We start from the raw sequence: 393 nt of genomic DNA on the forward strand, positions 1-393 counted from the left end.
TGCCGGTGTTGGGTGCAGGTGAGAAGTACACGGTGCGTGTCATGTTGCTGCCTGGCGATTACATTCCGACCAAGCCTGAGGTTGGGGATGACCGGGCGATTGATTCGTCTACGCTGTCGGCGAGCACGATTGTTGATCTCACGAAGGATGGGGACAAGGATCTGAGCCTGGACTTTGGGTTCGTTCGTCCCGAGGTCACGGTGGGTGACTATGTGTGGTTCGATGTGAACAAGGATGGTCTGCAGGATGCTACGGATCGCCCGATTGTCGGCGCGGTGTTGAAGATCACGGGTCCGGATGGTCAGCCGGTCAAGGATGTCAACGGTGATCTCGTTGGCGATGTCACGACTGATGCGAGCGGTAAGTACTTGTTCGAGAAGTTGCCGGTGATCG

At 56.7% G+C, this 393-nt stretch carries 1 protein-coding gene; it reads left to right on the top strand.

All coding sequences use genetic code 11. The features are described from left to right. Positions 1 to 41: 41 nt before the first annotated feature. Positions 42 to 393: MSCRAMM family adhesin SdrC (locus tag EII42_RS12425; RefSeq protein ID WP_233558415.1), on the top strand; the 352-nt coding region annotated here is incomplete at its 3' end.

The organism is Tessaracoccus sp. OH4464_COT-324, from assembly GCF_003932855.1.
Lineage (GTDB): Bacteria > Actinomycetota > Actinomycetes > Propionibacteriales > Propionibacteriaceae > Arachnia.